This window comes from Bradyrhizobium sp. Bra64 (assembly GCF_024519875.1).
Taxonomy (GTDB): Bacteria; Pseudomonadota; Alphaproteobacteria; order Rhizobiales; family Xanthobacteraceae; genus Bradyrhizobium; species Bradyrhizobium japonicum_G.
Genome location: NZ_JALJRD010000006.1, coordinates 223,794 through 249,836, shown reverse-complemented (window position 1 = coordinate 249,836; position 26,043 = coordinate 223,794). Strand labels below are relative to the sequence as shown.

The window sequence follows — 26,043 nt, the reverse complement described above, 5'->3', positions numbered from 1 at the left end:
CCTAGACCTTTTGCGAGACGCGCAGCGCTTGCGCGAGATCGTCGATGATGTCGGAGGCGGTCTCGATGCCGACCGACAGCCGCACCAGTTCCTCGCCGATGCCGGCGGCCTTGAGCTGTTCGGCGTCCATCTGCTGATGTGTGGTCGAGGCGGGATGGATCACCAGCGTCTTGGCGTCGCCGACATTGGCGAGATGGCTGATCAGGCGCAGCGATTCAATGAACTTGCGACCCGCGGGCCGGCCGCCCCTGATGCCGAAGGAGACGATCGAGCCCGCGCCGCGCGGCAGCAATTGTTTTGCGAGCTGGTAGTCGGTGTGGTCCTCAAGCGAGGGATGCAGCACCCAGTCGACGGCCTTGTTGGCCTTCAGCGCTTCCAGCACGAGGTGCGTGTTCTGCATGTGGCGGTCCATCCGCACGCCCAGCGTCTCCACGCCCTGGAGAAGCTGGAACGCATTGGTCGGCGACAGGCAGGCACCGAAATCGCGCAGGCCTTCGGTGCGCGCGCGCATGATGAAGGCGGCCGTGCCGAACTGCTCGTCGAAGACGATGCCGTGATAGCCGCCATAGGGCTCGGTCAGCACGCCGAATTTTCCGGATGAACGCCAATCGAAGCGGCCGCCGTCGACGATCGCGCCGCCGATCGCGATACCGTGGCCGCCGATCCATTTGGTCGCCGAATGCATGACGATGTCGGCACCCAGCTCGATGGGGCGGCTGAGATAGGGCGTGGCGAAGGTGTTGTCGATCAGCAGCGGTATCTTCGCGTCATGCGCGATCGCCGCGACCTTGGGAATGTCCAGCACCTCGAGCCCAGGATTGCCGATGGTCTCGCCGATCACGAGTTTCGTGTTCGGCTTGATCGCGGTGCGGAACGCGTCGAGATCGCGCGGCTTGACGAAAGTCGTGGTGATGCCGAAGCGCGGCAGCGTATGCGCCAGCAGGTTGATGGTGCCGCCATAGAGCGAGCTCGATGCCACGATGTGGTCGCCGGCGCTCAGCAGCGTCGCGATGGCCAGATGCAGCGCGGCCATGCCGCTCGCGGTGCAGATCGCGCCGACACCGCCTTCGAGCGCTGCAAGCCGCTCTTCCAATACGCCCGTGGTCGGATTGGAGATGCGCGTATAGATGTGGCCGGCGCGCTCGAGATTGAACAGCGCGGCGGCGTGGTCGGAATCCTGGAACACGTAGGACGTGGTCTGGTAGATCGGCACCGCGCGGGCGCCGGTCGCAGGATCCGGATGCTGGCCGGCATGCAGGCTCAGGGTCTCGAAGGCAGGCGGCTTTGGCGCGGGCATGCGTGGCCTCGTTGGTCGTTCGGCGATGGCGGCTCTTGTGCCACAAAAACGCGGGGCACGTCAGCCCATTGACAGCGCCCCCTAACCGCGGATCGCCTGCTCGATCGTGCGCGCCTCCCGCAACAGGATCTCCGCGACCTCCTGCTCGCGGCGGGGGCCGAGCCTCGTCCGAACGGCGGAGACGGTCATCGCGGCGGCGGGGCGGCCGTCCGGGGTCTTGATCCAGGTGGAAATCGACTTCGTGCCCTGCACGAGACCGATCTCCCTCATGCCGTATCCCAGCCGTCTTGCCGCGGTGACCTCGCCGAGCACCGTTGCGACGTCGGTCCGGTAGGCCTCGAACCTCTTTTCATTGGCCGCGACGATTTTTCGCGCGTCCTGCGCCGGCATCGCGGCGAGGATCGCGACGCCTGCGCTGGAGACGCCGAGCGGCCGGCGCGCGCCGACTTCGATCGACAGCACCTGGAGCGGATAGATTCCGATCCTGCGATCGACGCACAGCGTGTCGTTGCCGGTCCGGACCGTCAGGAACAGCGTGTCGCCGATCTCGGTGGAGGCGCGCCGCAGCGACGGATTGGCGGCGAGCAGCAGCCGGGAGGGCCGCGGCCGCGCCAGCGCCAGCTCCGGCACCTGGTTGCCGATCGCATAGCGGCCGGTTCGCTCGTGCCGCTCGACGATGCCTTCCTCGATCAGCACGTGAACGATGCGATGCACGGTCGGACGGGTGAGGCCGGTCGCCTGCACGACCTCGGCCAGCGGCACGCCGGCTTCGCGCCCTGCGGCAAGAATGCGCAGCACCGCGAGCGCGCGCCGGATCGCCTGCGCGCCCTGTCGCGGTTCTGTCACGCGGGTGGATTTCGATGAGGCCGTCTTGTCCATAATATGGACAAGAACGCCACAATTCACTCGACAGGTAAAGCGCGCATCTGAAGATTGCGCCCCGATCGAGATGCCTTTCGAGCTGCCATCCGCTACGTCTGGGCATTCGACGTTGAATTAAAAGCGCCGCCGGGAGGTTGACATGAGATTAATCTGGATTGCCATAGCTGCCGCAGCGGCGATGTTGGCGGGACCGGCGGCAGGCCAGCAATGGCCGGCGCGCAACGTCAAGCTGATCGTCCCCTATCCCGCCGGCGGCAACGTCGACAGCGCGGCCCGCATCATCGCCGACAAGCTCCAGGAAAAGCTGGGCCAGCCCTTCATCATCGAGAACAAGGCCGGCGCCGGCGGCATGATCGCGGGCGAGGCGTTCGCGAAGTCGGCGCCCGACGGCTACACGCTGTTCGTCGGCGCCAACGGCCCGGTGCTGTTCGCGACCGAGATCAACAAGCGCGACGCCTATAACTGGAAGAAGGATTTTATGCCGATCTCGACCATCTCGATGACGCCGCTGGTGCTCGAGGTGCATCCCTCCGTGCAGGTCAATACCTTCAAGGAGTTCATCGACCTTGCCAAGCGCGAGCCCGGCAAGCTGACGATGGCCTCGCCCGGTCCGGGCACCACCAACCATCTGCTCAGCGAGCTGATGCAGTCCAACCTCGGCCTGCAATGGGTCACGGCGCACTATCGCGGCAATGCGCCTGCCGTCAACGACCTGCTCGGCGGGCAGGTGCAGTTCGCGTTCGACCAGCTCACGGTCAGCCTGCAGCACATCAAGGCCGGCCTGTTCCGCGCGCTCGCCGTCACCAGCCCGCATCGCCTGAAATCGCTGCCCGACGTGCCGACCTTCACCGAGCTCGGCTACAAGGATTTCGACGGCCAGACTTTCACCGGCCTGTTCGCGCCGGCAGGCACGCCGGCGCCTGTGGTCGAGAAGCTGCATGAGGCGCTGAACGCGATCCTGAAAGATCCCGCCGTCGTCGACCGGTTCGAGAAGCTTGGCGGCGAAGCCGTGGCGATGACGCCGGACGAGTTCAGGGCCTATCTCGAGCGCGAGGACGCCAAGTGGATTCCGGTCGTGCGCAAGGCCAACATCAAGGCGGACTGATCGATGCGGATCGACCCCGGCGAGCTCGGCGCGGAGCGCATCTACCGGCTGATGACGGGTATCGTCGTGCCGCGCCCGATCGCCTGGGTGACCAGCCTGTCGCGGAGCGGCGTGCTCAACCTCGCGCCGTTCAGCGCCTTCACCTTCGTCTCGCAGAAGCCGCCGATGCTGGCCATCAGCGTCGGCCGCAAGGGCGCCGACTACAAGGACACCGCCCACAACATCCTCGATACCGAGGAATACGTCATCCATATCGCCGATACCCCGCTGATGTCTGCGGTGCACGACAGCTCGATCGAGCATCCGCCCGAAGTCAGCGAGGTCGCGGAGCTCGGCCTCGAAACGCTGAGCTGCGAGCGCATCAAGGTGCCGCGCCTTGCCGCAGCACCGGTCGCGATGGAATGCCGCTTCCGGCAGTGCCTGGAATTCGGCGACGCGCGCAGCCGGCTCATCGTTGGCGAGGTCGTGATGTTTCACTTCCGCGACGGCCTCGTGACTGACGGCAAGGTCGAGACCAGGGCGCTCGATCCGATCGCGCGCATCGGCGGCCCGCGCTACGCCCGCCTCGGCGAGATCGTGACGCTGAACGCCGTCTTCCAGACCCCCAAATCGAAAGACTGAGCGCGGTCACCTCGCCTGCACCGCGTCAAGATCATTGGAGAGAACGACCATGCGACTCGTGAGCTATCTGTTGGACGGAGAGCCGCGCTATGGTGCTGCCGCTGATGGCGGGGTCGTCGATCTGACGAAGCGCATCGGGCACGACTTCTCCGACGTCAAGGCGCTGATCGCGGCCAACGCGCTGGCCGATGCGCAAGAGGCGGTGGCCGGGCAGCAGCCCGACTACGTGCTTGCGGATCTCGTCCTGCTTCCGCCGGTGCTGGCGCCCGAAAAGCTCTGGTGCATCGGCGTCAACTACGCCGAGCGCAATGCCGAGTACAAGGACAGTTCGGACCTGCCCAAATATCCGAGCCTGTTCGTGCGCAGCATGTCCTCGATGACGGGCTCCGGCCAGCCGATCGAGAAGCCGAAGGTTTCGGATCAGCTCGACTATGAAGGCGAGCTCGTCATCGTGATCGGGCAGGGCGGCCGCCACATCCCGCGCGAAAAGGCCTTCGCCCACATCTTCGGCATGACGCTGTGCAACGAGGGCACGATCCGCGACTGGCTGCGCCACGGCAAGTTCAACGTCACGCAAGGCAAGAACTTCGATCGCTCCGGCAGCATCGGCCCCTGGATCGTCACGGCCGACGAGCTCGACCCGCGCGGACCCCATGACATCGTCACGCGCGTCAACGGCGAGGTGCGGCAGCAGGACACCACCGAGCGGCTGATGTTCCCGTTCGATTTCCTGATCTCCTATCTCTCCACCTTTGCCACGCTGAAGCCCGGCGACATGATCGTGACCGGCACGCCGACCGGGGCCGGCGCCCGCTTCGACCCGCCGCGCTGGCTGAAGGTCGGCGACGTCGTCGAGGTCGAATCCACGCATATCGGCGTGCTGCGCAACAAAGTCGCCGCGGAGAGTTAAGCATGCTGGACGCCGCCACGATCGAACGCCTCGCTGCGCGCCTCGATGAAGCCGAGCGCACCAAGGCGCTGATCCCGATGTTCACCAAGGAATATCCCGATTTCAGCATCGAGGACGCCTATGCCGTCCAACGCGCCTGGACGAAACTCCAGATCAGCCGCGGTCGCATCATCAAGGGCCACAAGATCGGGTTGACCTCGAAGGCGATGCAGAATGCGGTTGGCATCTCCGAGCCGGATTACGGCGTGCTGTTCGCCGACATGTTCTATGCCGACGCCACGCCGATCCCGTTCGACCGCTTCCACGCGCCGCGGATCGAGGTCGAGCTCGCCTTCGTGCTGAAGGCGCCGCTGCGCGGGCCCGACTGCACCATCTTCGACGTGCTCAACGCCACCGACTACGTGACGCCCGCGCTGGAGATTCTGGAGACGCGCATGCACCGCATCGATCCCGAGACCGGCAAGACGCGAAAAGTCATGGACACGATCTCGGACAACGCGGCCAACGCCGCGCTGGTGCTGGGCGGCCGGCCGTTCCGCCCGATGGATGCGGACATGCGCTGGATCGGTGCGCTGCTGTTCCGCAACGGCGAGGTCGAGGAGACCGGGCTTGCCGCCGGCGTGCTCAATCATCCGGCGAACGGCATCGCCTGGCTCGCCAACCGCCTCGCGCCGCATGACGAGCATCTTGCGGCCGGCGAGGTGGTGCTGGCGGGCTCGTTCACGCGTCCCGTCGATATCCGCCGCGGCGACACGTTTCATGCCGACTATGGCGCCTTCGGCTCGGTGTCGTGCCAGTTCGTCTGAACCAACAAAAGAGAGGGAGCGCACCATGACGAGTCAGAAGCGGCGCAAGAGCATCCACATCGGCGGCTTCAAGCACGCCAACCCGATCCCGAACGCCTGCCGCATCGGCAATCTCGTGATGTCGGGCGTCATCCTGGGCCGGGATGCGGCCGGCGCGATGCCGGAGAGTCTCGACGCCCAATGCGCCAACATGTTCGCGCACATGAAGGCGATGGTGGAGGCCGCCGGCGGCACCACCGACGACATCATCAAGATGACGGTGTGGCTGAAGGACCGCTCGCAGCGCGGGCCGGTCAATGTCGAGTGGCTGAAGATGTTTCCGGACGAGCATTCGCGGCCGGCGCGCCACGCGCTGCCGATGGACAACATGGACGGCGGCGCGCTGGTGCAGTGCGACTTCACCGCTGTGATCGACTGAGGGAGTTTTGCGCATGCCGACCTATCTGCCGTTCGATCCCAATCCACGCCGCCCGGTCAAGGCGCCGCCGCCAAAGACCGTGGACAGCCAGTTCCACGTGCTGGGCCCCATCGACAAATATCCGGAGCGTCCCGGTGCGGCCTACCGGATGCCGACCGCCACCTGGGAAGCGGCGCTGCGCGTGCACAAGACGCTCGGCATCGAGCGCGGCATCATCGTGCAGACCACCACCTATGGCGCCGACCATTCCGTCGTGCTCGAAGGCCTCGCCGCGATGGGCCCGAACTATCGCGGCTGCGCCAACGCTCTGGTGTTCGCGGAAGCGAACGATTCCTATCTTGCCAGGCTGCACGATGCCGGCGTGCGCGGCGCCCGCTTCAGCTTCCGCCAGGAACTCGGCGCCGTGCTGTCGGACGCCGATTTCGCCCGCGCCATCGCCCGCATCCGCGAGCTCGGCTGGTACGTCAAGATCCAGCCGGAGAAGGACGGCATCGTCTCCAGCGTTGCCAAGTACGAGAATCTCGACGTGCCCGTGCTGATCGACCACATGGCGCGGCCCGATCCGGAAGCCGGCAGCAACGATCCGAATTTGCGCAAGATGCTGGAGCTGCTCGCCAAGGGCAATTTCTGGGTCATGCTGTCGCTTGGCGAGAAGACCTCGAAGCTCGGTGCTCCTTACGACGACGTGATCCCGATCGCGCGCGCCTATATTGAGGCCGCCGTCGACCGCTGCGTCTGGGCCAGCGACTGGCCGCATCCGGTCTCGGTGAAGCAGCCGCCCAACGACGCCGATCTGCTCGAGCTGATGTACCGCTACGCGCCGGACCAGGCCACGCTGGAGAAGATCCTGGTGCACAATCCGGCAAGGCTGTTCGGGTTTCCTGATTAGTCTAGAGGGCTCGAGGCTCGCCACGAGCGCGGTGCGCTCCCTCTCCCGCTTGCGGGAGAGGCGGGGTGAGGGCTCTTACCTCTCGGGGATTCTTCGTTGTTGTGACACCCTCTCCCCAACCCTCCCCCGCAAGCGGGGAGGAAGCGCACCTTCCTGGTCGCTGCCACAATCGAGCCCGATCTCATTCTGCTTCAGGAGGCGCCGCGCTCACCCAGCCAGCCGATCCCGCACGCCGGCTGCGATCTCGAACGAGTGCAGCCGCGCGGCGTGGTCGTAGATCTGGCCAGTGGTCATCAGCTCGTCCGCGCCGGTCTCGGAGATCAGCGTCTTCAGTTTCTGTTCGACCACTTCAGGCGTGCCGACCGCGGAGCAAGACAGCGACTGGCCGACCATGGCCTTCTCCGCGGGCGACCACAGTGCGTCCATGTCGTCCGTGGGCGGCGGCAGCGGGCCCGGCGTGCCGCGGCGCAAATTGATGAACTGCTGCTGCAGCGATGAGAACATGCGCTGCGCCTCCGCGTCGCTGTCGGCCGCGAACACATTGACGCCGACCACCGCGTAGGGCTTGTCGAGCTGCGCCGAGGGCTCGAAGCGCGCACGATACTCGCGCAGCGCCGGCATCATCATCTGGGGCGCGAAATGCGAGGCGAAGGCGAACGGCAGGCCGAGCATGCCTGCAAGCTGCGCGCCGAAGGTGCTAGATCCCAGGATCCACAGCGGCACCTTGGTCCCCATGCCGGGCACGGCGCGGATCGCCTGGTTCGGCTGCACGTCGCCGAGCAGCGCCTGCAATTCCAGCACGTCCTGCGGAAAATTCTCGGACGTGGTGGCAAGGTCGCGCCGCAGCGCCCGTGCCGTGAACTGGTCGGTGCCCGGCGCGCGGCCGAGCCCGAGATCGATCCGCCCGGGATAGAGCGATTCCAGCGTGCCGAACTGCTCGGCGATGACCAGCGGCGAATGGTTCGGCAGCATGATCCCGCCGGAGCCGACGCGGATCGTCTTGGTGCCGCCCGCGATATGTCCGATCACCACAGACGTCGCCGCGCTCGCGATGCCCGTCATGTTGTGGTGCTCGGCCAGCCAGAACCGCTTGTAGCCCCAGGCCTCGGCATGCCGGGCCAGATCGAGCGAATTGGCAAACGCCTGCGCCGCATCGCCACCCCTGCGGATGGGAGCGAGGTCGAGCACTGAGAAGGGGATCATGGCGGGTCCGGATGAGGGCGCGCGGGGATGCGCGCCGGGCTCTCACATGTAGTGCCGTCCGGGTCCCGATGTTAGCGCGGCACGGCCACGCAAATGCAGGCGCAAAGATGCCATTCAAAATCGCCGTGTCCGACCGGATGCGGGCCGGCGGCCAAAAGAAGCCGGGCATGTGGCGCCAGCGTTACAGCGAAGGCCGCGAAACTCAGCTAGGTTCATGAGGATTGCTTGACTTTTGATATCGAGCTGGAGAGCGGTTATGAAGCGCATCCTCAGTGGTATCGTGTGTTTGGCGTCATTGATCGCGGCCGACGCACACGCGGCTCCGCCTGCCGTCTACAATTGGAACGGCTTCTACGCCGGCCTCAATCTCGGCTATAGCTGGGGCAACTCCTCCACCACCCAATCGTTTTCTGACTCGGCAAGCGGAGCGTTGCTGAGTTCAGGCACCAGCGGTTTCGACATGACCGGTGTGATTGGCGGCGGCCAGGCCGGCTACAATTGGCAGCGGATGAACTGGGTGTTTGGCGTCGAGGCCGACTTCCAGGGATCGGGACAAAAGGGCAATAATACTGCCGTTTGCGCCGGCGGAACGCTGGCCGCGGCTCCGTTCAACGGCGCCTGCACGCCGGGCCATATCGGCGACACCGCGCCGTTCAACACCCCGGGCGTGCCGGTCGTTTTCGGTCTCAACCAGAGCCTGGAATGGTTCGGCACCATCCGCGGCCGTGTCGGCACGACTTTCACGCCTGTCATTCTGGGTTATGTGACAGGCGGTCTCGCCTATGGCGAGGTCCGCACCAGCGGCGCCGTCAGCGGCACCAATATCACCGGTCCGCAGGGCACGAACGTTGTCGTTCTGACGTCGGCCGCGACGTCGTTCGGCGATCGCAGCACGCGGGCGGGCTGGACCTTGGGCTGCGGCCTCGAAGGTCTCATCGGCGCGAATTGGTCCGCCAGGGCCGAATATCTCTACATCGACCTCGGCACGGTCTCGGGAACGGCCATCACGCCGGTCACCTCTCCCAGCGGCGCACCGGTGGCAGTGCGGTATTCGTCTCACGTCACCGACAACATCTTCCGCGTCGGCTTCAATTATCGGTTCGGCGGGCTGTGACCGCGATCTGCGGCATGAAGCTGCAGGATAGACAAGGCTCAGCGAAACCCATCCGGTCTTAGCCGTTCACAACGCTGTTATTGCAGCCTGTCGCACCCTTGGTCCCAACTGGGCGTCTTGCGCTTGTTGTTGTACGCTTGGCGGAGCAACTGCGCGCTCGCCGGGAGGAAGCATATGACCATGGTCGTACTCAGCCGCCGCAGCCTCCTAGCCGCCAGTGGCTCCGCTCTCGCAACCGGGGTCCTGGCAACCAGCGTCTCCGGCCTGCTGTTGCCTGCCCGCGCGGACGGGCTCGCACCGACCGACTCGATGTCGGGCGGGGCGAACAACTACCGCAAGGGCGCGCCGGTCGTGGAGCGGATCGGCAAGGGCGGCTTCTGGATGAGCGGCACCGTCCGCCGCGCCGGCGACGGCGCTCCGCTCGCCGGCCAACGCATCCAGATCTGGGCGCACACGGTCGAAGGGCAGGAGCACGAGCCGCAGAGTCACGGCGCCACGCTCACCGACAAGGACGGCAAGTTCCGGCTCGAGATGCCGCAGATCATTCCCATCTTCGGCCAGCCGCATGGCCACCTCGCCTATGACAGCGGCGACTTCAAAACGGTCTTCCTGCGGCCGGTGATGCGGAGCGCAAAGGAAACCAGCCTGGAAGCGCACTTCGTCCTTCAGTCGGCCTGATCGAATTGCGAACCACGCGGTGGAGACTGGCCAAGGTGATCCTGATCTGGGTCGCCCTTGCTTTGGCCGTCTGCGTTCCGATCGCCGCCGCCGCGGGGAGCGAGCAACTCGCATGGCGCGGCCCGGTCTACATCCTGGCCGGCTTCGCGGGGATCATTGCGCTCGGTCTCGTGCTCATTCAGCCCCTGCTGATCGGCGGATACTTACCGGGATTCTCGGCCTATCGCGGCCGGCGCGCCCATCACTGGATCGGCGGCGCGCTTGCTCTGGCGATCGTGATCCATGTCGCCGGCCTCTGGATCACCAGCCCTCCCGACATGATCGACGCCCTGACCTTCTCATCGCCGACGCCCTTCTCCCCCTTCGGCGTGATCGCGATGTGGGCCATCTTCACCGTCGCGCTTCTGGCGCTGCTGCGCCGGCGATTGGGACTTCGACCGCGAACCTGGCGCTTCGTTCACATACCGCTGGCGATCGTCATCGTCGCAGGCAGCGTGGTCCATTGCCTGCTGATCGAGGGGACAATGGAGACGATCTCGAAGGCGGCGCTCTGTGCGCTCATCCTTGGGGTAACCGTAAAAGCCATGGTCGACCTGCAGGTGTGGCGAAAGCGAAGGACGCTCCGTGGGGAGAGTGTTGCGCGGCAGTGAGCCGAGGCGACCAAGTCCCATCCGAGACTTCCCGATCCCATCCTTTATGTGCAGAATGGTAGGAGCCAAGGATCGTCGTCGAGCCGGGAGGATCTGGAAATGGCAGAGCAGACAATTCACTTCGACGACGGTGCCGCCTACGAACAGATGATGGGAATTTGGAGCCGGTTCGCTGGCGAGATATTCCTTGATTGGCTGGCGCCTCCCCGGGGTTTGCGGTGGATCGACATCGGTTGCGGCAACGGGGCCTTTACTGAACTGCTGGTCGAGCGATGCAGCCCCGTCGAGGTCCAGGGCATTGATCCCTCGGCAGAGCAGCTCGCTTATGCGCGTACACGGCCCGCGGCGCGCGTGGCCAGGTTTCGCCAGGGTGATGCCATGGCGCTCCCTTTCGCCGACGGCAGCTTCGATGCGGCGGTGATGGCATTGGTTCTCGTGTTCGTTCCGGATCCCGCCAAGGGCGTCAGCGAGATGGTGCGAGTCGTTGTCCCCGGCGGTGCGGTCGTGACGTACATGTGGGACATGTTGGGTGGCGGCTTTCCGCTTGATCCGATCTACGACGAGATGAAGGCAATGGGCATTGCGGCAACCCGCCCGCCGCGGATGGACGCGTCACGAACGGAAGCGCTGCGAGACCTGTGGACCGGAGCAGGTCTCGAGGATGTGCAAACGCGAGAGATTACAGTGCACCGGACGTTCTCCAGTTTCGATGATTTCTGGGCAACAAATCTGAAATCTCCTGCGGTTCGGCCTGCGGTCGCAGCGATGAAGGCGGGAGACGTTGAGATGCTCATCTCGCGGGTCCGTGCGCGCCTGCCGGCGGATGCCGATGGTCGCATCACCTACAATGCGCGCGCACACGCGATAAAGGGGCGCCGGCCCAAATAGCTTGCAGCGCGGAGGATCGCCATGGCTGTCAGTGCCCCCGATCTGAAAGCATTCCTGCTCGCGACGCCGTTCTTCGGCGGCCTCACGGACGCGAGCCTCGACCTGCTGATGTCGATGCTGGTCGAACGCAGCTTCGATGTCGGCGCGACTGTCGTGGCGGAAGGCGAGCCGGGACGCTCGCTGTTCATCGTCAAATCCGGCCGGCTGGCGGTGAGCAAGCGGACGAATTCGGGCAACGTCATCCCGATTTCCGTTTTGGAGCCCGGCGACTTCTTCGGCGAGATGACGCTGATCGAAATGCAAAATCGATCCGCCACGGTGATCGCGCTGAGTCCGACGGTGCTCTACGAACTGACCGCCCAGAAGCTCTACGCCTGCTACAAGGCCGATATCCACGCCTATGTGATCGTCCTGCAGAACATCAATCGCGAGCTATGCCGCCGGCTGCGCCGGGCGGACGATCGCTTCACCGGGCATCAGGTGGGTGAAGATGAGGCTCCTGCGAGATGAGTGCGCTGTAACTCCCGGCCAAAGCTGACCTTAGCTATTGCTCGCGCGAGGTCGCAGGTGATCCATAGCGGACCTCAGACCATCGAGCTGCCCTGATGTGGTCGACAGGCTCGTTGACATGTCGGCAAGCTCCGCCATATCGCCGTCAATGGCGCGTGATAGCATTCCGCTGAAGTCGGGCTACCGCCGGAAGGCGGTGTACACAACCGACCACGTAGCCTTTAAATCCGGGATCGCCTCTCACAACCCGTAAGCCCATTGCGCGCGCCTCATCCTTGCAGCGCTCGACTTGGGCGCCGAACGCGGGATACTTTGCTACCGCGCAGGCCAATCGCATTCGGCCGGAAAGTGCCGCGCAACCCTGTGCATCGGCCGGCTTGGCGGCCGCGGTCATGCAAAGCAACAAAAGGACTCGGAAAGAGCGATGCATCTCAATTCCCAGAACTTGATTGAGACGGCATGAACTCTAGCTAAACCTTGAGCAGCAAGCGAGTCTCGATGCGCCGACGGCAAAAAACCAGGTTCAGCGCGATCCCACCCCCAGCCGGAAAATTGCCGCTTGAGATGTCCTCCGCAATCATGAAGGGATTGGACTTTGCTGGTCCGCTTGCGCGGTGCAGCTTGAGCCGGCGGCTGCTCATTCCGCAGTCCCGCATCTGGCCCCATAGCGGAAGTCTGCTCGATGTCAGTTTGTGTCCCTTTCCTGTGGTGGGGCGATATACGAGCTTAAGCCCACGATGTGCGCCAATCTGACCCGTCGGGCAAAACACCCGCGCCACCCAAAACCCCGTCAACCCTCCCTCACAAAAATATTCCACTTTACCGAAATTCGGTTTTGCGGCATATAACCGCCATCCCGATCCAGGGAGAGGGGCGATCGTCCGTCGTAACGAAACGTGGATCGGGGTGCGGTGGACGCGGCAGTGCCGGGCACGCGAAGGCGGGACAAGGGCGAGATGAACCTCGTGAGGTCTTGGCTAGCGTGCGGACGAACGGCGCCCAAGTCCTGCGAAGCCCTTCGGGCGAAGCAGGATGAGCTGCGTACGGCAAAATCGTGTGGTCCTGGCCGTCGTTGCTACGGTCAAGCCTTGCGGAGATGGATCGGGGCTCAACCGGGTCTTTGGCCATCGCCAATTCGCAAGGCGACGGTGACAAGAAGGAACTCGTCGCCGGGGAGAGCACGGCATAAGCCGTCAACCCACTGCGCAGGGAAGGCCGAGTGTTCGGCTACACCTGTATGCTGCTGTGCGGTCTCTTTGCGCTACGTTTTCGCGCAGCGGACCGCGGGTGCCAGCCGACACCCGGTCTTCCCTGCGCCCTCTTCACTTAAGGGGGCAACGGAAACCAGCAAAACTCGGGCCTCCAATGCCGCGAGAAGGCTGCTTCATGCGTGATTCAGCTGAAGAATGGTGCTGCCAGACAGGATTGAACTGTCGACCTCTCCATTACCAATGGAGTGCTCTACCACTGAGCTACGGCAGCATGTGCTGGGATGAGAATCGGCCGCCACAGGGGCCTACCAAGCGGGCCGATATCTGCCACAAGCCCCCCTCCTGTGCAAGCTTGCCGGCCCCGCGAAATCGATAAAATCGGGCCGGTTGCGCGCCGGAATCGGCCATTTCGTCCCGAAATGACCGGTTTTCGGCGATCCGGTTCCGCAAATTCCCAACCAACTGGCCAGTTGGCCGCGGTGCCGGAATCGGCCCATTTTGAGTTTCGCACGATCGGATCGCGCTTGCCTCTTGAGCTGCCGTATTCGCTGGGCATGTTATCGCCGATCGCTGTAATGGACCGGTGATGGCTGACGAGAACGACAACAGCGCGAGGCAGGACGCAAAGCAGGACTCGCGACAGGCGCGAGCGTCCCGGGACGACCGTCTGAAATCGGCGCTGCGCGAAAACCTGAAGCGGCGGAAGCTGCAGGCGCGCGAACGCGCCGCAATCGCCGAGCCCTCGCAAAATGACGATGGTTCCCTAAATGAGGACGTCGCCGGCAAGACCGGTGGCTGAAGACTGGCAGCTAGAATCCGGCGGCTGGAATTTTTTGGAGTGCATGGAAGTGGCAATGGGGCAGGACGAATCGCAACGAACCGACGGTGACGCGCAGATGTCGCGGTTCACCCGCCCTGAGCAGACGTTTCCGGCACTGACATCGGCCGAGATCGAGCGCATGCGGCATTTCGGCGAGGTTCGCACCTACGCAGATGGAGAGCTGCTGTTCGAGACCGGCAAGCCCGGGCCGGGCATGTTCGTCGTGCTCAAGGGCCATGTCGCCATCACCCAGCGTGACGGCCTCGGCAACGTGACGCCGCTGATCGACCAGGGGCCGGGACAATTTTTGGCCGAGCTCAGCCAGTTGTCCGGCCGCCCGGCGCTGGTCGACGGCCGCGCCGAGGGCGATGTCGAGACGCTGCTGCTGCCGCCGGAGCGCCTGCGGGCGCTGCTGGTCGCCGAGGCCGACCTCGGCGAGCGCATCATGCGCGCGCTGATCCTGCGCCGGGTCAATCTGCTCCAGGCCGGCGTCGGCGGCGTGGTGCTGATCGGTCCGTCGCATTCGGCCGGCGTGGTGCGGTTGCAGGGTTTCCTCACCCGCAACGGCCAGCCGCATCATCTGCTCGATCCCGAGCGTGATCGCGACGCCGCGGAAGTGATCGCGCGCTATTCGCCCAAGCCGGAAGACTGGCCGCTGGTCGTCGCCGCCAGCGGCGAGGTGCTGCGCAACCCCGGCGAAACCGAGCTTGCCCGCGCCATCGGCATGATCGGCGGAGCAAAGGACGATCGCATCTACGACGTCGCGGTCGTCGGCTCCGGACCGGCCGGGCTCGCCACCGCGGTCTATGCCGCATCCGAAGGGCTGTCGGTCGCGGTGCTCGACACCCGCGCCTTCGGTGGCCAGGCCGGCGCCAGCGCGCGCATCGAAAACTACCTCGGCTTTCCGACCGGCATTTCCGGCCAGGCATTGACCGCGCGCGCATTCACCCAGGCCCAGAAATTCGGTGCCGAGATCATGATTCCCGTCACGGTGAAGTCGCTCGACTGCACGCGCAGGGATGGCGCATTCTCGGTGGCGCTCGACGGCTGCGACCCCCTGCGCGCGCGCGCGATCGTGGTCGCCAGCGGCGCGCGCTATCGCCGGCCGGAGATCGAGAATCTCGACAGGTTCGAGGGACGCGGTGTCTGGTACTGGGCCTCCCCGGTCGAGGCGAAGTTGTGCGCCGGCGAGGAGGTGGCTTTGGTCGGCGCCGGCAATTCGGCGGGGCAGGCCGCCGTGTTCCTGTCGGGGCACGCCAGAAAGGTGCTGATGATCATCCGCGGCGGCGGGCTGGGCGCCAGCATGTCGCGCTATCTCATCGAGCGCATCGAAGCGACCCCCAACATCGAATTGATGTTCAACACCGAGATCTCCGCGCTCGAGGGCGACGAAGCCTCGCTGCTGCGGCGCATCCGCCTGAAGAGCCGGCTGTCGAACGACGAGGAATCCGCCGACATCCGCAATCTCTTTCTGTTCGTCGGCGCCGATCCCGCCACCGGCTGGCTCGACGGTTGCGGCATCACGCTCGATCGCGGCGGCTTCGTCGTGACAGGCGCCCAGTCCGAGCAGAACCAGGGCCGCCTTGTCGCGCCGCTGGAGACCTCGGTGCCCGGTGTCTACGCCGTCGGCGACGTCCGCTCCGGCTCGGTCAAGCGCGTCGGCGGCGCCATCGGCGAGGGCGCGCAGGTTGTGGCCTCCCTGCACGGCTATCTCGGCGACGCCGCAAAACCGGCGCTTTAGAGCATGATCCGGAAAAGTGTGCAGCGGTTTTCCGAAAAGATCATGCTCAAACAATAAACCTAAGGCGCGATCACGACTGGAACCAACCACGATCGCGCCTTAGTCAAGGACAAGACGAGGGAATGGCAAGTCGATTGAGGCTTGCCATCTTGCCGTGTCATGCGGGACTATCTCCTCATCCTGAGGAGCCGCGACAGCGGCGTCTCGAAGGATGAAAGGCCCAGCCGCCAAAGCCGGGCCTTCATGGTTCAAGACGCGTGCTTCGCACGCTCCTCACCATGAGGATCTACAAACAAAACGCTTAAAGGGAGGACTCAATGGCCGAACTCGTCGTGCTCTACAAGACGCCCAAGGATGCTGCCGCCTTCGACAAGCATTATGCCGAGACCCACATTCCGCTCGCCAAGAAACTTCCCGGCCTGAAGAAATACGCAGTCAGCACGGGCCCGGTCGGCTCCCCCGCCGGACCTTCCGGAGTCCACCTCGTCGCCATTCTCAGCTTCGACAACGTAGCCGCCATCCAGGCGGCATTCGGCAGCGAAGCAGGCAAGGCGGCCGCGGGTGACGTGCCGAAATTCGCCAGTGGCGGCGCCGACCTCTTGATCTTCGACACCAAGGACGTGTGAGGCTTCGTCGTGTCGGCCCGCCGACCGCGGGCCGGCGCTGCGGCGATCGATTCAACTTTCGTCGAAAGCCTGCCGTCGTTTGCGACAACGATGCAAAAAATTCAGCCATGCGTTTTTCGATTCGCACGATGACGCATGGCTGCGCACGCATGTGTGACGCCAGCGCATGTGGCAATCTGATGAGGGCCGTAATATCAATCCCCGATCTCAATGCGGAGAGTAGGAGAGATGTCATGGTTCTTGGGTTGAGCTTGCCCGCCTTCACACTGGTCCATGTCATCATCAGCCTGATCGGCATCGCCGCCGGCCTCGTCGCGATGTTCGGCCTGCTCGGCTCCAAGCCGATGCCGGGCCTGACCGCGATCTTCCTGCTGTTCACGATTCTGACCAGCGCCACCGGCTTCCTGTTTCCGTTCAAGGAGCTGCTGCCGTCGCATATCATCGGCATCATCTCGCTGGTCCTGCTCGCGGTCGCCTGCATCGCGCTCTACGGCATGAAGCTCGCCGGCATCTGGCGTCCGGTCTACATCGTGACCGCGATGATCTCGCTCTATTTCAACGTCTTCGTGCTGGTGATCCAGTCGTTCCTGAAAGTGCCGGCGCTCGCCGCGCTCGCACCGGCCGTACCGCCAGCGCCGCCGTCGGGCCCGGTGTTCGCCGTGGTGCAGGGCATCGTGCTGGTGTTCTTCGTGCTGCTCACTATCGGTGCCTGGCGCCGCTTCAGGCCGATGGCGTTTGCCTGATCGCCCGATCTTCGCCACCGCAGGGCGGTGCGCGGCATCGACCTCGAACGCTTGCACAACCATCTCCCGCTTGCCGGCTCGCGCCTCGCGCGCGCCGCACTGAGTCTCACTGAAGGAGCCATTCATGCCCACGATCACCACCAAGGACGGCGTCGAGATCTTCTACAAGGACTGGGGTGCGGGCCAGCCGATCGTGTTCAGCCATGGCTGGCCGCTGTCGGCCGACGACTGGGACGCGCAGATGATTTTCTTCGCTAACCAAGGCTACCGCGTCATCGCCCATGACCGTCGCGGCCATGGCCGCTCCTCGCAGGTCTCCGACGGCCACGACATGGATCACTACGCCGATGATCTTGCGACTGTCACGGCGCATCTCGACTTGAAGAACGCCATCCACGTCGGCCACTCCACCGGTGGCGGCGAGGTCGTGCACTACATCGCGCGCCATGGCGAGAGCCGGGTGGCGAAGGCCGCGATCCTCTCCGCCGTCCCGCCGCTGATGGTGCAGACCGCGGCCAATCCCGGCGGCCTGCCGAAGAGCGTGTTCGACGGTCTCCAGGCTCAGCTCGCCGCCAGCCGCACCGGCTTCTACCGCGACCTCGCCGCCGGTCCATTCTATGGCTACAACCGCCCCGGCGCACAACCGTCGGAAGCGGTGATCCAGAACTGGTGGCGCCAGGGCATGATGGGCGGTGCGAAGGCGCATTACGACGGCATCGTCGCGTTCTCCCAGACAGACTTCACCGAGGATCTGAAGAAGATCACCGTGCCGGTGCTGGTGATGCACGGCGACGACGACCAGATCGTGCCTTACGCCGATTCCGCGCCGCTGTCGGCCAAGTTGCTCAGGAACGGCACGCTGAAGACCTACAAGGGTTTTCCGCACGGCATGCCGACGACGCACGCCGAGACCATCAACGTGGACCTGCTGGCGTTCTTCAAGGGGTGAGGGCGCTCACTTCAATATCGCCCTGATCGCATCGAAGGTGCGCTTCACGAAAGCTTCCGGCTTCTCCCGCGCGCCTTCGCCGATCCAGCTCTCGCCGCCGACGCGCATCGCGCCGGTGGCGATCATCGCGACGAGCCGCGCGTTCAGCTTGTCCGATTTGCTTCGGGCGCGCTGCGCGAGCCCGTCCGCCAGCGCCCGCTCGATCGTCTCGTATTTGAGCTGGTCGCGGGCCTGAAGCGCGGGATTGTCGCGCTTGAGCCGCGACATCGCCGCAGCCTCCGCCGGATCGATCCGCTTGACCGCCGCCGCGATCGCATTCTCCGCCGCGGTCAGCATGGATTCGTCCGCGGGCCGCGCCACGACCTCCGCGACCAGCGCGGCCGCGGCGCCCTCCTGCCAGGCAGTGACCACGTCCTCTTTCGAGGCGAAATAATGGAAGAAGCTGCGGCGCGACACGTCCGCCGCGGCCGCGATATCGTCGATGGTCGTGGCCTCGAAGCCGCGCTCCAGGAACAGCGCCATCGCCGCGCGGGCCAGCCGCTCGCGGGTGGCCTGCAGCTTGCGTTGGCGCAGGCCGGTACTATCAGGGGATTTGACCCGTGCCGGCAATGGCTTGGCGCGTGTCCTGACCGATTTTCTGGCGGGCTTCGAAGCCTTCAAATGATTTCACCTCTTGCAAAGTTGCACCAAGTGCACATTTAGACCGGTCGCGGGCCTCATTCCAGCCCCGAACGGAGACCGGCATGACCGACTGGACCACGGCAGACATCCCCTCTCTGGGCGGCAAGACCGCCGTCGTGACCGGAGCGACGGGCGGCCTCGGCTACGAGACGGCGATGGCGCTGGCGGGCGCCGGTGCCATTGTCATACTCACCGGGCGCAACGACGCAAAGGGCCTGCGAGCGATCGAGGGCATTTGCGAGCGCTTTCCCAACGCATTGATCGCCTACGAGCATCTCGACCTCGCCAGCCTCGCATCCGTCGCCGATTTCACGAGGCGCTTTGCCGCCAGCAACGAGCAGCTCGACCTCCTCGTCAACAATGCCGGCGTGATGGCGCTGCCGAAGCGGCAGCAGACGGAGGATGGTTTCGAGATGCAGCTCGGTACCAATTATTTCGGCCACTACGCGCTGACGGCGCGGCTGTTGCCGCAGCTTCGCCGTGCGAAGGCGTCGCGCGTCGTCAATCTGTCGAGCCTTGCGCACCGCTCCGGCGCGATCAATTTCGAGGATCTGCAAGCCAAGCATTCCTATCGTCCCTGGCGGGCCTATTGCCAGTCCAAGCTTGCGATGCTGATGTTTTCGCTGGAGTTGCAGCGCCGCAGCCTTGCGGCCGGCTGGGGCCTGACGAGCCTTGCCGCCCATCCCGGCTACGCGCGGACCGATCTCATCGCGAATGGCCCGGGCGCCAACACCCTCCAGTCGCGGGTGAGCCGCTGGCTGCAGCCTTTCATCAGCCAGTCTGCCGCAGACGGCGCGCTGCCAACCCTGTTCGCGGCGACCTCGCCGGACGCGGAGCCCGGCGGATATTACGGTCCGGACTGGTTCTACGAATTGAAGGGGCCACCCAGGCCGGCGAAGGTCATGCCGCAGGCGAAGGATCTTGCTGCCGCAGCCATGCTGTGGGATGTCTCGGCAACGTTGACCGGTGTATCCTTCGACGAAATCGCGGCCGCCGCATGAGCCGCGACCTTGGTGGAAGCGTCCCGATGCAAGTCATCGTCTTCGGCGCGACCGGCATGGTCGGGCAGGGCGTCTTGCGCGAATGCCTGATCGATCCCGGCATCGCGCGCGTGTTTGTTGTGGGACGCAGCCCGACCGGCGTGCGCAACCCCAAGCTCACCGAAATCATACACGGCGATTTCACCGACTACGCGGCGATCGAAGCGCAGCTCACGGGCTTCGACGCCTGCTTCTTCTGCCTCGGCGTCTCCTCGATCGGCATGACCGAGGAACGCTACCGCCATCTCACCTACGACCTCACGCTCGCGGCGGCGACGACGCTGGCGAGGCTCAATCCGCGAATGACGTTCGTCTATGTCACCGGCGCCGGCACCGATTCCACCGAGCAGGGATCGCGGATGTGGGCGCGGATCAAGGGCAAGACCGAGAACGATCTGCTCAAGCTGCCGTTCAGGGCCGCCTACATGTTCCGGCCCGGCGCGATCCAACCCCTGCACGGTGCCCGTTCCAAGACCGCCTGGGTGCAGGCCGTATATGCCGCGACCTGGCCACTCTGGTCGGTGCTGCGCCGGCTCTCGCCGCGGCTCGTCACCTCGACCGAGCAGGTCGGCCGCGCCATGATCCGCGTCGCCCGAGAGGGGTATCCGCGGAAGCTGCTGGAGATGGAGGATATCAATAGCCTCTAGTCCGCCGGCCCGCTAGTTTGCGCGGAAATTTCGCGGTCCGCGCGCGTTGAGCCCGGTCCGCCCTGAAGGAGAAGCACCGGCGATGTCTCCCCAGCTCAAATTGATCGCGCTCGATGCCGACGACCTCGCCGTGATCTCGGCCCATGTCCAGGACGCCCGCGTTGAGACCGGCGACATCATCTGGCGGCAAAGCGAAAAGCGGCTTGTGGTCGGGATGAGCCGGCTGGACTGGGAGCAGACGCTGGACGGCGACGCCGCGCCGCGCCGTCTGGTCGCCGCACTTCGCTTCGACCGCGTGCTCGCGTGCAAATCGCGCAACATCGACCTTGCCGCGCCGGACAACGTCCTGGACCTCGTCGGCATCGAGTTTCACCCCCAGGACGGCCGCGACGAGGAGCCAAGCGGCAGCGCCCTGCTGTTGTTCGCCCAAGGCGGCGCCATCCGTCTCGACGTCGAATGCCTGGAATGCGAGCTGACCGACCTCGGGGGCGACGAACTGGGGGCGGGGTTGGAGATCGAGGGGGAGGGGTAAGCTGGCCGGTATACCAGCCAAATTTGCTCGGGCATGGTCCGCTCCTTCGCCGGGACGACACGTCTCAAGGGTTGACGGCGGGGGGCCGCCGCGCCATTGCAGGGGGCCTTGTGACGCCAATCTGCCCCCCAAAGACCAGCCAAAAGACTGTCGCAAAATGCCCGTTCGCCTCGACCGCAGCAGCGCCGATTTTGACCAGCGATTTGCGGCCTTCCTTGCCGCCAAGCGCGAGGTGTCGGCCGACGTCGAGGCTGCCGCGCGCGCGATCGTCGACGACGTGGCGAGGCGCGGCGATGCCGCCCTGCTCGAGGCCACGGCGAAGTTCGACCGGCTGACGCTGGACGCATCCGGGCTTCGGATCACTGCCGCCGAGATCGAGGCTGCGGTCAAGGCCTGCGATGCCGCGACACTGGACGCGCTCAAGCTCGCGCGCGACCGCATCGAGACCTATCACCGCCGCCAATTGCCGAAGGACGAGCGCTTCACCGACCCGCTCGGCGTCGAGCTCGGCTGGCGCTACACCGCGATCGAATCCGCCGGGCTCTACGTGCCTGGCGGCACCGCAGCCTATCCCTCCTCGGTGCTGATGAACGCGGTGCCGGCAAAGGTCGCCGGCGTGGCGCGTCTCGTCATGGTGGTGCCATCCCCCGACGGTAAGCTCAACCCGCTGGTGCTGGCGGCGGCCTCGCTTGGCGGCGTCACCGAAATCTACCGCGTCGGCGGTGCGCAGGCCGTGGCCGCGCTCGCACACGGCACCGCGACGATCGCGCCGGTGGCCAAGATCGTCGGACCCGGCAATGCCTATGTTGCCGCCGCAAAGCGGCTGGTGTTCGGCAAGGTCGGCATCGACATGATCGCCGGTCCCTCCGAGGTGCTGGTCATCGCCGACGATACCGGCAATGCCGACTGGATCGCTGCCGATCTGTTGGCGCAGGCCGAGCACGATGCCAGCGCGCAATCGATCCTGATCACCGACTCGCCGCGCCTTGCCGCCGATGTCGAAAAGGCGTTCGAGGCGCAGTTGAAGACGCTGCCGCGGGCCGCGATCGCCGGCGCCTCGTGGGCCGATTTCGGCGCCATCATCATGGTGAAGAACCTCGACGACGCCATTCCCCTTGCCGACGCCATTGCCGCCGAGCATCTCGAGATCATGACGACGGATCCCGACGCGCTCTCCGCCAGGATACGCAATGCCGGCGCCGTGTTCCTCGGGCCGCATACGCCGGAAGCGATCGGCGACTATGTCGGCGGCTCCAATCACGTGCTGCCGACGGCGCGCTCGGCACGGTTCTCGTCGGGTCTATCGGTGCACGATTTCCTCAAGCGCACCTCTATCCTGAAATGCGGCCCGGATCAGCTTCGTGCGCTGGGCCCGGCCGCGATGACGCTCGGTAAGGCGGAGGGGCTCGACGCCCATTCGCGCTCGATTGGATTGCGCCTCAATCTGTCATGACCCAGCCGCCCGAACATGACGACTCGACCAATCGCATCGTCGCGGTCACGCTCGATGAGGAGTCGATCGGCCGTTCCGGTCCCGACATCGAGCACGAGCGCGCGATCGCGATCTACGATTTGATCGAGCAGAATTTGTTCGCGCCTGATGGTGCCGACGGGAAGGGCCCGTTCACGCTGCATATCGGCATTACCGGCAGCCGCCTGATGTTCGACATCCGCCGCGAGGACGGCACGCCCGTGGTCGCGCATCTGTTGTCGCTGACGCCGTTCCGTCGGATCGTGAAGGACTATTTCATGATCTGCGACAGCTACTACCAGGCGATCCGCACCGCGACGCCAGACAAGATCGAGGCCATCGACATGGGCCGCCGCGGCATCCATGACGAGGGATCGCGCACGCTGCAGGAGCGGTTGAAGGGCAAGGTGCGGGTCGATTTCGAGACCTCGCGCCGGCTGTTCACCCTCATTACTGTTCTGCACTGGAAGGGCTAAGCGCGATGGCGGGTCCGCCACGCGCACGCGATCCACAATCGGTGCTGTTCGCCTGCGCCATGAACAGCGTGCGCTCGCCGATGGCCGAGAGCCTGCTGCGGCACATGTTTCCTCAAGGACTCTACGTGAAGTCGGCCGGCGCGCGGCGCGGCGAGCTCGATCCGTTCGCGGTCAGCGTGATGGCCGAGCTCGGCCAGGACATCTCCAGCCACAAGCCGCAGACCTTCGAGGAGCTGGAGGATTGGGAGGGGTTGAATTTCGACCTCATCATCACGCTCTCGCCGGAGGCGCACCACAAGGCGCTGGAGCTGACCCGCACGCTCGCCGCCGACGTCGAATACTGGCCGACGCACGATCCCACCACCACCGAAGGCAGCCGCGACCAGAAGCTCGCTGCCTATCGCGAGGTCTGCGACCAGCTCCTGATGCGCATCCGCAGGCGGTTTACGAAGGTCGGCGCGGCGAGCGGCTAGCCGTAACACCCGCGTCACAGACTGAGGGCACACGCATGTCGGAAGCCACGAATCAGTAAAGTCCGGGTTCCGGGTTGTGAAATCAGCCCCCTTCCGATAGGTTCCGCGCGCAATTCACCCCCTGCTTCATCCCCCAAATCACCTGATGCTCGGCCGCCCCAAATTCGTTCTTGCCTCCGGTTCGCCGCGGCGCCTGTCGCTGCTCAACCAGGCCGGCATCGAGCCGGACGCGCTCCGGCCGGCCGACGTCGACGAGACGCCGAAGCGGGGCGAGCTGCCGCGTGCTTGCGCCAACCGCCTCGCGCGGGCCAAGGCCGATGCGGCGCTCAAATCGGTGCAGCTGGACGACGAGCTGCGCGGCGCCTTCATCCTCTCCGCCGATACGGTTGTGGCGGTCGGCCGCCGCATCCTGCCCAAGGCCAACCTCGTCGACGAGGCCGCGCAGTGCCTGCGGCTGCTGTCGGGTCGCAACCACCGGGTCTACACCGCAATCTGCCTCGTCACGCCGCGCGAGGCCTTCCGCCAGCGCCTGGTCGAGACCCGGGTCCGCTTCAAGCGCCTGTCGGAGGATGACATCCAGGCCTATATCGGCTCCGGCGAATGGCGCGGCAAAGCCGGTGGCTACGCCGTGCAGGGCATTGCCGGCTCGTTCGTGGTGAAGATGGTGGGCTCCTACACCAACGTGGTCGGCCTTCCGCTCTACGAGACCACCACGCTGCTTGGCGGCGAGGGTTTTCCGATCCGCTTCGGCTGGCTCAACGCCACCGCGGTGTGAGCGCACTGACAAAAATCTCGAAAACAACCCCATGCAAAGTAGAATGGCCCGACCGGACTCCGGCGGGGAAGCAGGCGCCGCCGCCCGTGGAACCCGTTTGCCGACAGGCTCTTAAACTTCCTCACTCCGTACAAGCTGCCGACATGATCGACGACCACGCCAAAAAGCCCGCCGCGCCCCTCAAAACCTGCCCGATCTGCGGCAAGCCGCAGTCCGAGGCAACCCGCCCGTTCTGTTCGCCGCGCTGCCGCGACGTCGACCTGAACCGCTGGCTGAAAGGCTCCTACGTCATTCCCGGCCGGGATGATGAGGCGGATGGCGAAGAATAATTGAATAATATCAATAATTTATAGTAGTCTCCGGTTTGCCGCGCGCCAGCCGCGGCAACGCCGCCGGATCTTGTGCACAGCCAGGCCGCGCCCGGCGAAGCCTTCAGGCGAAGCCGGGTGGACAGGCAGCTTCCAGCCCACTATAAACCGCCCGCTCGATGGGCCTTGACCATCTCTTTGGCCCTCATGTCGAGCATGCCCAGGTAGCTCAGTTGGTAGAGCATGCGACTGAAAATCGCAGTGTCGGTGGTTCGATTCCGCCCCTGGGCACCATTTCCTCGCTTCCCAAGCCGATGATCGGCCTCCTCCCGGCAGAGGCAGCCGCGGTTCGATGGTCGCATCAGCTTCGGCGCGCGAATACCAGCTGCCGGACATCGATCTTTCCGGCCCTGAACCCTGCCTCGCAGTAGCACAGATAATATTCCCACAGCCGCCGGAAGGGCTCGTCAAACCCGAGCGAGGTCAGGTCCGTCCATGCCTGGCCGAAGCTCGTTCGCCAGACCGCGATCGTCTTTGCATAGTCTTGCCCAAAGACCTGCTCGCGTACCAAAGGCATTTGCACGCGTTCGCCGAGCGAGCGCAGGACATTCGGCGAAGGCAGCATGCCGCCCGGAAAAATGTATCTCTGGATGAAGTCCACGCGCCGACGGTAGCTGTCGAAGAGCTCGTCCCGGACGGTGATCGCCTGGATACCGGCAAGACCACCCGGCTTGAGCCGTTGATGCAATTGATTGAAGTACGTCGGCCAGAATGGCTCGCCGACGGCCTCGATCATCTCGATCGAGGCGATACGGTCGAACTGCCCGTCCTGATCGCGATAATCCTGCAACCGGACCTCGACGTTTTCGCCGAGCCCGGCTTCGTGGATTCGTCGGCTCGCGAATGCGTGCTGCTCCTTGCTGATGGTGAGCGCCAATACCTTTGCGCCGCAAGTCCTGGCGGCATACTCGGCAAAGCCGCCCCAGCCGCAGCCGATCTCGAGTAGGGTATGGCCGGGCCGCAGCTCGATCGCCTTCGCCAGTTGGGCGTATTTGTGCCGTTGAGCGGCGAGCAGGTCGGTCGTCTCGGGCGAGAACAATGCCGACGAGTAGGTCATGCTGGGATCGAGCCAGGCCGCAAAGAACTCGTTCCCGAGATCGTAATGCGCGTGGATGTTCAGCCGCGATCCCTGCCTCGTGTTTCGGCGCAATCGATGAAGCGCCCGCCGGCAAAGCCGGACGAGCGCACTGCCGGCAAAGGCGTTGTCGACCAGGTCGTCGTTGAGACAGAACACGTAAAGAAGCTGGGATAGATCCGGCGTGCTCCAATCGCCGCGAACGTAAGCCTCGGCCATGCCGATATCGCCGCCAAGGACCAGACTTCGCGCGAAGGCGTAGCTGTTGATCTCGACGGTCGCCGACGGACCCGGATGCGTTCCTCGCAACGCGACGGTCCTGCCGTCGGGTAGGCGAACGTCCACGGTGCCAAGCTTGAGCCGCGAAGCAAGCCGCAGGGCGAGCCGCGCGAGGAAGGGAACGTCATCGAAGCGAGCAGTCTGGTGTGTGGCTGCGAGATCCAT

30 protein-coding genes and 2 tRNA genes are annotated in these 26,043 nt (G+C 65.0%); 25 read left to right on the top strand and 7 right to left on the bottom strand.

Annotated features, from left to right (window positions below; genetic code table 11):
- Position 1: 1 nt before the first annotated feature.
- Positions 2-1,297: an O-acetylhomoserine aminocarboxypropyltransferase gene (locus tag NR187_RS20055; RefSeq protein ID WP_256807333.1), complete on the bottom strand. Its 1,296-nt coding sequence runs from the start codon at positions 1,295-1,297 to the stop codon at positions 2-4.
- An 81-nt stretch (positions 1,298-1,378) separates the two neighbouring features.
- On the bottom strand, positions 1,379-2,176 hold the full coding sequence (locus NR187_RS20050; RefSeq protein WP_256807332.1) for an IclR family transcriptional regulator: 798 nt from the start codon (positions 2,174-2,176) through the stop codon (positions 1,379-1,381).
- A 142-nt stretch (positions 2,177-2,318) separates the two neighbouring features.
- Here NR187_RS20050 and NR187_RS20045 point away from each other — a divergent pair, with 142 nt between their 5' ends.
- Genes NR187_RS20045 through NR187_RS20020 form a run of 6 tightly spaced genes read left to right on the top strand, consistent with a single transcriptional unit; the run spans position 2,319 to position 6,928 of the window.
- On the top strand, positions 2,319-3,284 hold the full coding sequence (locus NR187_RS20045; protein WP_256807329.1) for a tripartite tricarboxylate transporter substrate binding protein: 966 nt from the start codon (positions 2,319-2,321) through the stop codon (positions 3,282-3,284).
- Between the two features lie 3 nt (positions 3,285-3,287).
- Entirely contained in the window at positions 3,288-3,905 is a 618-nt protein-coding gene (locus NR187_RS20040) for a flavin reductase family protein (protein ID WP_211381111.1), read from the top strand.
- A gap of 49 nt (positions 3,906-3,954) precedes the next feature.
- Entirely contained in the window at positions 3,955-4,815 is an 861-nt protein-coding gene (locus tag NR187_RS20035; RefSeq protein WP_211381112.1) for a fumarylacetoacetate hydrolase family protein, read from the top strand.
- Positions 4,816-4,817: 2 nt separating this feature from the next.
- A complete protein-coding gene (gene hpaH / locus NR187_RS20030) occupies positions 4,818-5,621 on the top strand; it encodes a 2-oxo-hept-4-ene-1,7-dioate hydratase (protein WP_211381113.1) in 804 nt (267 codons plus the stop codon).
- 25 nt (positions 5,622-5,646) lie between these two features.
- Positions 5,647-6,039, top strand: a complete 393-nt coding sequence (locus NR187_RS20025; RefSeq protein WP_211381114.1) for a RidA family protein — start codon at positions 5,647-5,649, stop codon at positions 6,037-6,039.
- A 13-nt stretch (positions 6,040-6,052) separates the two neighbouring features.
- Positions 6,053-6,928 carry an amidohydrolase gene (locus NR187_RS20020; RefSeq protein ID WP_256807328.1) on the top strand — a complete coding sequence of 292 codons (876 nt, stop codon included), beginning with the start codon at positions 6,053-6,055 and terminating at the stop codon, positions 6,926-6,928.
- 207 nt (positions 6,929-7,135) lie between these two features.
- Here the strand turns inward: NR187_RS20020 and NR187_RS20015 are convergent, their stop codons facing one another.
- Positions 7,136-8,131, bottom strand: a complete 996-nt coding sequence (locus NR187_RS20015) for an LLM class flavin-dependent oxidoreductase (RefSeq protein WP_211381116.1) — start codon at positions 8,129-8,131, stop codon at positions 7,136-7,138.
- A 256-nt stretch (positions 8,132-8,387) separates the two neighbouring features.
- On the opposite strand from NR187_RS20015, the gene NR187_RS20010 reads away from it, so the two are divergent.
- The 5 genes from NR187_RS20010 (at position 8,388) to NR187_RS19990 (ending at position 11,971) form a co-directional block, all read left to right on the top strand.
- Positions 8,388-9,245 (top strand): outer membrane protein, encoded by an 858-nt coding sequence (locus NR187_RS20010; RefSeq protein ID WP_256807327.1) that lies wholly within the window; start codon positions 8,388-8,390, stop codon positions 9,243-9,245.
- A gap of 174 nt (positions 9,246-9,419) precedes the next feature.
- Complete coding sequence (locus tag NR187_RS20005) at positions 9,420-9,923, top strand: Twin-arginine translocation pathway signal (protein WP_211381118.1); 504 nt, start codon at positions 9,420-9,422, stop codon at positions 9,921-9,923.
- Between the two features lie 35 nt (positions 9,924-9,958).
- The gene (locus tag NR187_RS20000; RefSeq protein ID WP_211381119.1) at positions 9,959-10,573 is read left to right on the top strand and encodes a ferric reductase-like transmembrane domain-containing protein; all 615 of its coding nucleotides are present in this window, start codon (positions 9,959-9,961) and stop codon (positions 10,571-10,573) included.
- A gap of 99 nt (positions 10,574-10,672) precedes the next feature.
- Positions 10,673-11,461 (top strand): class I SAM-dependent methyltransferase, encoded by a 789-nt coding sequence (locus NR187_RS19995; protein ID WP_211381120.1) that lies wholly within the window; start codon positions 10,673-10,675, stop codon positions 11,459-11,461.
- A gap of 21 nt (positions 11,462-11,482) precedes the next feature.
- A complete protein-coding gene (locus tag NR187_RS19990) occupies positions 11,483-11,971 on the top strand; it encodes a Crp/Fnr family transcriptional regulator (RefSeq protein WP_256807326.1) in 489 nt (162 codons plus the stop codon).
- Positions 11,972-12,441: 470 nt separating this feature from the next.
- Here the strand turns inward: NR187_RS19990 and NR187_RS19985 are convergent, their stop codons facing one another.
- Together NR187_RS19985 and NR187_RS19980 are read right to left on the bottom strand one after the other, a co-directional pair.
- Positions 12,442-12,612 (bottom strand): hypothetical protein, encoded by a 171-nt coding sequence (locus NR187_RS19985; RefSeq protein WP_256807325.1) that lies wholly within the window; start codon positions 12,610-12,612, stop codon positions 12,442-12,444.
- A 766-nt stretch (positions 12,613-13,378) separates the two neighbouring features.
- Positions 13,379-13,453, bottom strand: a tRNA-Thr gene (locus NR187_RS19980).
- A 315-nt stretch (positions 13,454-13,768) separates the two neighbouring features.
- On the opposite strand from NR187_RS19980, the gene NR187_RS19975 reads away from it, so the two are divergent.
- The 5 genes from NR187_RS19975 (at position 13,769) to NR187_RS19955 (ending at position 18,061) form a co-directional block, all read left to right on the top strand.
- Positions 13,769-13,981, top strand: coding sequence for a hypothetical protein (locus NR187_RS19975; RefSeq protein ID WP_256807324.1), 213 nt, complete (start codon positions 13,769-13,771; stop codon positions 13,979-13,981).
- 55 nt (positions 13,982-14,036) lie between these two features.
- Positions 14,037-15,743: an FAD-dependent oxidoreductase gene (locus NR187_RS19970; RefSeq protein ID WP_211381124.1), complete on the top strand. Its 1,707-nt coding sequence runs from the start codon at positions 14,037-14,039 to the stop codon at positions 15,741-15,743.
- A 317-nt stretch (positions 15,744-16,060) separates the two neighbouring features.
- Positions 16,061-16,369 (top strand): EthD family reductase, encoded by a 309-nt coding sequence (locus NR187_RS19965; protein WP_211381125.1) that lies wholly within the window; start codon positions 16,061-16,063, stop codon positions 16,367-16,369.
- A 233-nt stretch (positions 16,370-16,602) separates the two neighbouring features.
- The gene (locus NR187_RS19960; RefSeq protein ID WP_211381126.1) at positions 16,603-17,112 is read left to right on the top strand and encodes a hypothetical protein; all 510 of its coding nucleotides are present in this window, start codon (positions 16,603-16,605) and stop codon (positions 17,110-17,112) included.
- Between the two features lie 124 nt (positions 17,113-17,236).
- Positions 17,237-18,061: an alpha/beta fold hydrolase gene (locus NR187_RS19955; RefSeq protein WP_211381127.1), complete on the top strand. Its 825-nt coding sequence runs from the start codon at positions 17,237-17,239 to the stop codon at positions 18,059-18,061.
- Positions 18,062-18,067: 6 nt separating this feature from the next.
- Here NR187_RS19955 and NR187_RS19950 read toward each other — a convergent pair whose 3' ends face one another.
- Complete coding sequence (locus NR187_RS19950) at positions 18,068-18,721, bottom strand: TetR/AcrR family transcriptional regulator (RefSeq protein WP_211381128.1); 654 nt, start codon at positions 18,719-18,721, stop codon at positions 18,068-18,070.
- 83 nt (positions 18,722-18,804) lie between these two features.
- On the opposite strand from NR187_RS19950, the gene NR187_RS19945 reads away from it, so the two are divergent.
- From NR187_RS19945 to NR187_RS19905, 9 genes are all read left to right on the top strand, one after another.
- On the top strand, positions 18,805-19,743 hold the full coding sequence (locus tag NR187_RS19945) for an SDR family oxidoreductase (protein WP_211381129.1): 939 nt from the start codon (positions 18,805-18,807) through the stop codon (positions 19,741-19,743).
- A gap of 26 nt (positions 19,744-19,769) precedes the next feature.
- Positions 19,770-20,429, top strand: a complete 660-nt coding sequence (locus tag NR187_RS19940) for an NAD(P)H-binding protein (protein WP_211381130.1) — start codon at positions 19,770-19,772, stop codon at positions 20,427-20,429.
- A gap of 82 nt (positions 20,430-20,511) precedes the next feature.
- The gene (locus NR187_RS19935) at positions 20,512-20,961 is read left to right on the top strand and encodes a DUF2948 family protein (RefSeq protein WP_211381131.1); all 450 of its coding nucleotides are present in this window, start codon (positions 20,512-20,514) and stop codon (positions 20,959-20,961) included.
- A 157-nt stretch (positions 20,962-21,118) separates the two neighbouring features.
- On the top strand, positions 21,119-22,414 hold the full coding sequence (hisD, locus tag NR187_RS19930; protein ID WP_211381132.1) for a histidinol dehydrogenase: 1,296 nt from the start codon (positions 21,119-21,121) through the stop codon (positions 22,412-22,414).
- Positions 22,411-22,908 (top strand): UPF0262 family protein, encoded by a 498-nt coding sequence (locus tag NR187_RS19925; protein WP_211381133.1) that lies wholly within the window; start codon positions 22,411-22,413, stop codon positions 22,906-22,908. The genes hisD and NR187_RS19925 overlap by 4 nt, the downstream gene beginning before the upstream one ends.
- A gap of 5 nt (positions 22,909-22,913) precedes the next feature.
- Entirely contained in the window at positions 22,914-23,381 is a 468-nt protein-coding gene (locus NR187_RS19920) for a low molecular weight phosphatase family protein (protein WP_256807323.1), read from the top strand.
- 145 nt (positions 23,382-23,526) lie between these two features.
- Positions 23,527-24,156 carry a Maf-like protein gene (locus NR187_RS19915; protein ID WP_211381135.1) on the top strand — a complete coding sequence of 210 codons (630 nt, stop codon included), beginning with the start codon at positions 23,527-23,529 and terminating at the stop codon, positions 24,154-24,156.
- Between the two features lie 146 nt (positions 24,157-24,302).
- Positions 24,303-24,485, top strand: coding sequence for a DNA gyrase inhibitor YacG (gene yacG, locus NR187_RS19910; RefSeq protein WP_211382376.1), 183 nt, complete (start codon positions 24,303-24,305; stop codon positions 24,483-24,485).
- 197 nt (positions 24,486-24,682) lie between these two features.
- A tRNA-Phe gene (locus NR187_RS19905) sits at positions 24,683-24,758 on the top strand.
- A gap of 67 nt (positions 24,759-24,825) precedes the next feature.
- Here the strand turns inward: NR187_RS19905 and NR187_RS19900 are convergent.
- Positions 24,826-26,043, bottom strand: coding sequence for a cyclopropane-fatty-acyl-phospholipid synthase family protein (locus NR187_RS19900; protein WP_211382377.1), 1,218 nt, complete (start codon positions 26,041-26,043; stop codon positions 24,826-24,828).

Coding starts and splice junctions, on each gene's coding strand:
- NR187_RS19955 (WP_211381127.1), top strand. CDS start 17,237: ATGCCCACGATCACCACCAAGGACGGCGTCGAGATCTTCTACAAGGAC.
- NR187_RS19925 (WP_211381133.1), top strand. CDS start 22,411: ATGACCCAGCCGCCCGAACATGACGACTCGACCAATCGCATCGTCGCG.
- hpaH (WP_211381113.1), top strand. CDS start 4,818: ATGCTGGACGCCGCCACGATCGAACGCCTCGCTGCGCGCCTCGATGAA.
- NR187_RS20025 (WP_211381114.1), top strand. CDS start 5,647: ATGACGAGTCAGAAGCGGCGCAAGAGCATCCACATCGGCGGCTTCAAG.
- NR187_RS19915 (WP_211381135.1), top strand. CDS start 23,527: ATGCTCGGCCGCCCCAAATTCGTTCTTGCCTCCGGTTCGCCGCGGCGC.
- NR187_RS19965 (WP_211381125.1), top strand. CDS start 16,061: ATGGCCGAACTCGTCGTGCTCTACAAGACGCCCAAGGATGCTGCCGCC.
- NR187_RS20040 (WP_211381111.1), top strand. CDS start 3,288: ATGCGGATCGACCCCGGCGAGCTCGGCGCGGAGCGCATCTACCGGCTG.
- NR187_RS20010 (WP_256807327.1), top strand. CDS start 8,388: ATGAAGCGCATCCTCAGTGGTATCGTGTGTTTGGCGTCATTGATCGCG.
- NR187_RS20015 (WP_211381116.1), bottom strand. CDS start 8,131: ATGATCCCCTTCTCAGTGCTCGACCTCGCTCCCATCCGCAGGGGTGGC.
- NR187_RS19900 (WP_211382377.1), bottom strand. CDS start 26,043: ATGGATCTCGCAGCCACACACCAGACTGCTCGCTTCGATGACGTTCCC.
- NR187_RS20050 (WP_256807332.1), bottom strand. CDS start 2,176: ATGGACAAGACGGCCTCATCGAAATCCACCCGCGTGACAGAACCGCGA.
- NR187_RS20055 (WP_256807333.1), bottom strand. CDS start 1,297: ATGCCCGCGCCAAAGCCGCCTGCCTTCGAGACCCTGAGCCTGCATGCC.
- NR187_RS19995 (WP_211381120.1), top strand. CDS start 10,673: ATGGCAGAGCAGACAATTCACTTCGACGACGGTGCCGCCTACGAACAG.
- NR187_RS19920 (WP_256807323.1), top strand. CDS start 22,914: ATGGCGGGTCCGCCACGCGCACGCGATCCACAATCGGTGCTGTTCGCC.
- NR187_RS19945 (WP_211381129.1), top strand. CDS start 18,805: ATGACCGACTGGACCACGGCAGACATCCCCTCTCTGGGCGGCAAGACC.
- NR187_RS19985 (WP_256807325.1), bottom strand. CDS start 12,612: ATGAGCAGCCGCCGGCTCAAGCTGCACCGCGCAAGCGGACCAGCAAAG.
- NR187_RS20045 (WP_256807329.1), top strand. CDS start 2,319: ATGAGATTAATCTGGATTGCCATAGCTGCCGCAGCGGCGATGTTGGCG.
- NR187_RS19940 (WP_211381130.1), top strand. CDS start 19,770: ATGCAAGTCATCGTCTTCGGCGCGACCGGCATGGTCGGGCAGGGCGTC.
- hisD (WP_211381132.1), top strand. CDS start 21,119: ATGCCCGTTCGCCTCGACCGCAGCAGCGCCGATTTTGACCAGCGATTT.
- NR187_RS19935 (WP_211381131.1), top strand. CDS start 20,512: ATGTCTCCCCAGCTCAAATTGATCGCGCTCGATGCCGACGACCTCGCC.
- NR187_RS20035 (WP_211381112.1), top strand. CDS start 3,955: ATGCGACTCGTGAGCTATCTGTTGGACGGAGAGCCGCGCTATGGTGCT.
- NR187_RS20005 (WP_211381118.1), top strand. CDS start 9,420: ATGACCATGGTCGTACTCAGCCGCCGCAGCCTCCTAGCCGCCAGTGGC.
- NR187_RS19975 (WP_256807324.1), top strand. CDS start 13,769: ATGGCTGACGAGAACGACAACAGCGCGAGGCAGGACGCAAAGCAGGAC.
- NR187_RS19960 (WP_211381126.1), top strand. CDS start 16,603: ATGGTTCTTGGGTTGAGCTTGCCCGCCTTCACACTGGTCCATGTCATC.
- NR187_RS20020 (WP_256807328.1), top strand. CDS start 6,053: ATGCCGACCTATCTGCCGTTCGATCCCAATCCACGCCGCCCGGTCAAG.
- NR187_RS19970 (WP_211381124.1), top strand. CDS start 14,037: ATGGGGCAGGACGAATCGCAACGAACCGACGGTGACGCGCAGATGTCG.
- NR187_RS19990 (WP_256807326.1), top strand. CDS start 11,483: ATGGCTGTCAGTGCCCCCGATCTGAAAGCATTCCTGCTCGCGACGCCG.